Consider the following 5,954-nt stretch of genomic DNA (forward strand, 5'->3'; position numbering starts at 1 on the left):
CCTCGATCCTCGGCGCCCGCCGCGCCATGGAGGCGACCGGCGTCGACGTGCCGCTGCTGGCCTCCATGGCCTTCGAGACCACCGGCACCATGCTCCTCGGCTCCGAGATCGGCGCCGCGCTCACCGCGCTGGAACCGCTCGGCATCGACATGATCGGCCTGAACTGCTCCACGGGCCCCGCCGAGATGAGCGAGCACCTGCGCTACCTCACCCGGCACTCCCGCATCCCCCTGCTGTGCATGCCCAACGCCGGCCTGCCGGTCCTCACCAAGGACGGCGCCCACTTCCCGCTCGGCCCCGAGGGCCTGGCCGACGCCCAGGACACCTTCGTCCGCGACTACGGCCTGTCCCTGGTCGGCGGCTGCTGCGGCACCACCCCCGAGCACCTGCGCCAGCTCGTGGAACGCGTCCGCGGCGTCACCCCGCCCGAGCGCACCCCCCAGCCGGAGCCGGGCGCCGCCTCCCTCTACCAGAGCGTGCCCTTCCGCCAGGACACCTCCTACCTCGCGATCGGCGAGCGCACCAACGCCAACGGATCCAGGAAGTTCCGCGAGGCCATGCTCGAGGGCCGCTGGGACGACTGCGTGGAACTGGCGCGCGAGCAGATCCGCGAGGGCGCGCACATGCTCGACCTGTGCGTCGACTACGTCGGCCGCGACGGCGTCGCCGACATGGAGGAACTGGCCGGCCGGTTCGCCACCGCCTCCACCCTGCCGATCGTGCTCGACTCCACCGAGGTCCCCGTCCTGCGGGCCGGCCTGGAGAAGCTCGGCGGCCGGGCGGTCCTCAACTCGGTGAACTACGAGGACGGCGACGGCCCCGAGTCCCGCTTCGCGCGCGTCGCGCAGCTGGCCAGGGAGCACGGCGCGGCACTGATCGCGCTGACCATCGACGAGGAGGGCCAGGCCCGCACCGCCGAGAAGAAGGTCGAGATCGCCGAACGCCTGATCGCCGACCTGACCGGGAACTGGGGCATCCACGAGGAGGACATCCTCATCGACTGTCTCACCTTCACCATCTGCACCGGCCAGGAGGAGTCCCGCAAGGACGGCGTCGCCACCATCGAGGGCATCCGCGAGCTGAAGCGCCGCCACCCCAGGGTGCAGACCACCCTGGGACTGTCGAACATCTCCTTCGGCCTCAACCCGGCCGCCCGCATCCTGCTCAACTCCGTCTTCCTCGACGAATGCGTCAAGGCGGGCCTGGACTCGGCGATCGTGCACGCGTCGAAGATCCTGCCCATCGCCCGCTTCAGCGAGGAGGAGGTCACCACCGCCCTCGACCTGATCCACGACCGGCGCCGCGAGGGCTACGACCCGCTGCAGAAGCTGATGCAGCTCTTCGAGGGCGCCACCGCCAAGTCCCTGAAGGCCGGCAAGGCCGAGGAACTGGCCGCGCTGCCCCTGGACGAGCGCCTCAAGCGGCGGATCATCGACGGCGAGCGCAACGGCCTGGAGGACGACCTCGACCAGGCGCTCGAGACCCGCAAGGCCCTCGCCATCGTCAACGACACCCTGCTGGACGGCATGAAGGTGGTCGGCGAGCTGTTCGGCTCCGGCCAGATGCAGCTCCCGTTCGTGCTCCAGTCCGCCGAGGTCATGAAGAACGCGGTCGCCCACCTGGAACCGCACATGGAGAAGACCGACGAGGACGGCAAGGGCACCATAGTGCTCGCCACCGTCCGCGGCGACGTGCACGACATCGGCAAGAACCTCGTCGACATCATCCTGTCGAACAACGGCTACAACGTGGTCAACCTCGGCATCAAGCAGCCGGTCTCCGCCATCCTGGACGCCGCCGACGAGCACAAGGCCGACGTCATCGGCATGTCCGGACTGCTGGTCAAGTCCACGGTGATCATGAAGGAGAACCTGGAGGAGCTCAACCAGCGCGGCATCGCCGCCGACTACCCGGTGATCCTCGGCGGCGCCGCCCTGACCCGCGCCTACGTCGAGCAGGACCTGCACGAGATCTACCAGGGCGAGGTCCGCTACGCCCGCGACGCCTTCGAGGGCCTGCGCCTGATGGACGCCCTCATCGGCATCAAGCGCGGCGTGCCCGGCGCGAAGCTGCCCGAGCTGAGGCAGCGCCGGGTCCGCGCGGCCACCGTGGAGATCGACGAGCGTCCCGAGGCCGGTCACGTCCGCTCGGACGTCGCCGTCGACAACCCGGTCCCCGAGCCGCCGTTCTGGGGCACCCGGGTGATCAAGGGCATCCAGCTCAAGGAGTACGCGTCCTGGCTCGACGAGGGCGCCCTGTTCAAGGGGCAGTGGGGTCTCAAGCAGGCCCGCGCCGGCGACGGGCCGACGTACGAGGAGCTCGTGGAGACCGAGGGCCGGCCCAGGCTGCGCGGCCTGCTGGACCGGCTCCAGACGGACAACCTGCTCGAGGCGGCCGTGGTGTACGGCTACTTCCCGTGCGTCTCCAAGGACGACGACCTGATCGTCCTGGACGAGGCGGGCAACGAGCGCACCCGCTTCAGCTTCCCCCGCCAGCGCCGCGGCCGGAGGCTGTGCCTGGCCGACTTCTTCCGCCCGGAGGAGTCCGGGGAGACCGACGTCGTCGGCTTCCAGGTCGTCACGGTCGGTTCCCGCATCGGCGAGGAGACCGCGCGGATGTTCGAGGCCAACGCCTACCGCGACTACCTCGAACTGCACGGACTGTCCGTACAGCTGGCCGAGGCACTCGCCGAGTACTGGCACGCGCGGGTGCGCTCGGAACTCGGGTTCGCCGGTGAGGACCCGGCCGGGATGGAGGACATGTTCGCCCTGAAGTACCGGGGCGCCCGCTTCTCCCTGGGCTACGGCGCCTGCCCCGACCTGGAGGACCGCGCCAAGATCGCCGAGATGCTCCGGCCGGAGCGCATCGGCGTCCACCTGTCCGAGGAGTTCCAGCTGCACCCCGAGCAGTCCACCGACGCTATCGTGATCCACCACCCGGAGGCCAAGTACTTCAACGCCCGCTGACCCTTCCAGGGGGCCCGGGCCGCACCGCAGGCGGTCGCCCCGGGCACGACGTACACTGGTCGGTCCACCGCAGGCCGGTTCCCCCCGTGGGAACCGGCCTGATCGTCCCTTCGACGGAGGTACGTGGATGACCAGTACGGTTCCCGCACTCGACACCCTTTCCCAGAGTCTCCGGCCGGTACGGGCGGGCACGCCCCGCAGGGCCGGCGCGACCACCCTCCAGGCCGTACTCCTGGACATGGACGGCACCCTGGTCGACACCGAGGGCTTCTGGTGGGACGTCGAGGTCGAGGTGTTCGCCTCCCTCGGCCACACCCTCGACGACTCCTGGCGCCATGTCGTGGTCGGCGGCCCCATGACCCGCAGCGCGGGCTTCCTCATCGAGGCGACCGGGGCGGACATCCCCCTCGCCGAACTGACGGTGCTGCTCAACGACGGCTTCGAGGCCCGCATCGCCGACTCCCTGCCGCTCATGCCCGGCGCCGCCCGCCTGCTGGCCGAGCTGTCCGAGAACGGCGTCCCCACGGCCCTGGTCTCCGCCTCCCACCGGCGCGTCATCGACCGGGTGCTCACCTCGCTGGGCCCCCAGCACTTCGCGCTGTCGGTCGCCGGCGACGAGGTCCCGCGCACCAAGCCGCACCCCGACCCGTACCTGACCGCCGCCCTCGGTCTCGGCGTGGACCCGGTGCGGTGCGCCGTCGTCGAGGACACGGCCACCGGCATCGCCTCCGCCGAGGCCGCGGGGTGCCACGTCGTGGCGGTGCCCTCGGTGGCCCCGATCGAGGCGGCCCCCCGGCGGACCGTCGTCCCCTCGCTGGAAGCCGTCGACCTGACTTTTCTGCAGGGTCTGATGACGGAAATGCGCTAGCCGTTCACCGAGCGTAGACCGGTGTAAGGGGCGGGAATTCCAAGGCGCGCGCCCCGGCCGTCCTGACGAGTACACGAAGGAATTCGGACCGCTACCGAACAGCGAATTCCGTCCACCCGGGCCGGATTCCGCATGTGATGTTCGACACTTTTCGAGGTCTCGACAGGGGGGTCGGCATGCGGTGTCCGCCCCTTTTCGGCAGGCCCCCGCGTTCCCTTGTGTCCTGATTGGTGGATCACTGCACCAATCCTGCCGCGCCGACGTTCGCCGGTGCGTCCACACCCGGTTCCACTGCGTGATGAAGGCTCAACTCCGGTGGCGGCGGACCTTCCCGCGGGCGCGGACTAATCTCATCGCGAGAACCTCGCCCCCATCCCCGTGATCGGTAGCAACACCCCTGTATGCCGCATACACGGAGTCGACAGCTCTGGAGAAACTCGAGCATGAACCGCAAGACTTTGGTGCTGGCGGCCGCGATCGGTCTGCTCGCGCCGGTACTCGCCGGCTGTGGCGATACCGAGGGCGGGAGCGGCGACGGCGACGCGATCGTCGTCGGCACCACGGACCGGTTCACCGCTTCGAAGGAGAAGCCCGCCCCGGTCGACCCGGCGTACGCCTACGACGTCGGCACCTGGAACATCCTGCGCCAGACCGTGCAGACGCTGCTCATCCAGCCGCGCGGGGACGGCGCGCCCGTGCCCGAGGCCGCCGAGAGCTGCGGCTTCACCGACTCCGGCAACGAGCGGTACAGCTGCACCCTGCGCGAAGGCCTGAAGTTCTCGAACGGTGACGCCCTCACCGCCGCCGATGTGAAGTACTCCATCGAGCGCGCCCTTGCGATCGAGGCCGACACCGGTGTGTTCGCGCTGCTGTCCACCATCGACACCATCGAGACGCAGGGCGACCTCGAGGTGATCTTCCACCTCAAGTCGGCGGACGCCACCTTCCCGTACAAGCTGTCCACCCCGGTCGCCGGCATCGTCCCCGAGGGCTCCTACGCCAAGGACAAGCTGCGCGAAGGGTTCGACGTCGACGGCTCCGGCCCGTACACGTTCGAGACCGAGGTCGAGGACGGCACGCTGACCCGCGCCACCTACGTCAAGAACCCCTCCTACAAGGGGTCCCTGAAGGTCGGCCACGACAGGATCGAGATGCTCTCCTACGAGAGCGCCGAAGCCATGGGCGAGGCGCTCGAGAGCGAAGAGATCGACGTCATGACCCGCAGCATGTCGCCGGAGCAGATCACGGCGCTCGGCAACAACTCCGACGACTCCGTCGACCTCGTCGAGTCGCCGGGTCTGGAGATCCGCTACCTGGCCTTCAACACCGAGGCCCCCAGCGTGAAGACCAAGGCCGTCCGCCAGGCCATGGCCCAGATCATCAACCGCAGCGAACTGGTCGCCAAGGTCTACGGCTCCCAGGCCGAGCCGCTGTACTCGCTGGTCCCCGCGACCGTCACCGGTCACTCCAACGCGTTCTTCAACACGTACGGCGACCCCGACGTCGCCAAGGCCCGCCAGAGGCTGGAGAGGGCCGGCGTCAGCACCCCGGTGAAGATGACGCTGCACTACACGACCGACCACTACGGTCCCGCGACCAAGGCGGAGTTCGAGCAGCTCAGCAAGCAGCTCAACGACAGCGGCCTGTTCGACACCGACATCGAGGGCGCGGTCTGGGACACCTTCCGGCCGGACGGCCAGGAGGGCAAGTTCGACGTCTACGGCATGGGCTGGTTCCCCGACTACCCGGACGCCGACGCGTTCATCTCGCCGTTCCTGGACGAGGACAACTTCCTCAACTCGCCGTACGCGAACGCCAAGATCCGCAAGGAGCTGATCCCGGACTCCCGCCGCCAGGCCGACCGGCTGGCCGCCGCCGGCAGCCTCAACGAGATCCAGAACATCGTTGCCGAGGACGTGCCGGTGCTGCCGCTGTGGCAGGGCAAGCAGTACGTCGCCGCGAACGACGACGTCACCGGTACCGCGTACCTGCTCAACTCCTCCTCCACGCTCCAGCTGTGGGAGCTGGGCCGTGGCGTGAGCGGCTGACCCGGAAGGGCCCGGACCGGGCCCGCACGCACTGAGGGCGCCTCCCGCAAGCCGGGAGGCGCCCTCAGTGCG

3 protein-coding genes are annotated in these 5,954 nt (G+C 69.5%); all 3 read left to right on the forward strand.

From position 1 onward, the window contains the following. Positions 1-2,966: methionine synthase (gene metH / locus AOK18_RS22970; RefSeq protein WP_055695566.1), on the forward strand; the 2,966-nt coding region annotated here is incomplete at its 5' end. A gap of 127 nt (positions 2,967-3,093) precedes the next feature. Then, positions 3,094-3,834 (forward strand): HAD family hydrolase, encoded by a 741-nt coding sequence (locus tag AOK18_RS22975; protein ID WP_055695567.1) that lies wholly within the window; start codon positions 3,094-3,096, stop codon positions 3,832-3,834. A gap of 443 nt (positions 3,835-4,277) precedes the next feature. Then, positions 4,278-5,882, forward strand: a complete 1,605-nt coding sequence (locus tag AOK18_RS22980; RefSeq protein ID WP_055571127.1) for an ABC transporter substrate-binding protein — start codon at positions 4,278-4,280, stop codon at positions 5,880-5,882. The last annotated feature ends 72 nt before the right edge of the window (positions 5,883-5,954 follow it).

The sequence above is a fragment of the Streptomyces prasinopilosus genome (assembly GCF_001419695.1).
GTDB lineage: Bacteria > Actinomycetota > Actinomycetes > Streptomycetales > Streptomycetaceae > Streptomyces > Streptomyces prasinopilosus.

Bases quoted from the DNA above. Each gene is read 5' to 3' on its own strand.
- AOK18_RS22975 (WP_055695567.1), top strand. From the start codon at position 3,094: ATGACCAGTACGGTTCCCGCACTCGACACCCTTTCCCAGAGTCTCCGG.
- AOK18_RS22980 (WP_055571127.1), top strand. From the start codon at position 4,278: ATGAACCGCAAGACTTTGGTGCTGGCGGCCGCGATCGGTCTGCTCGCG.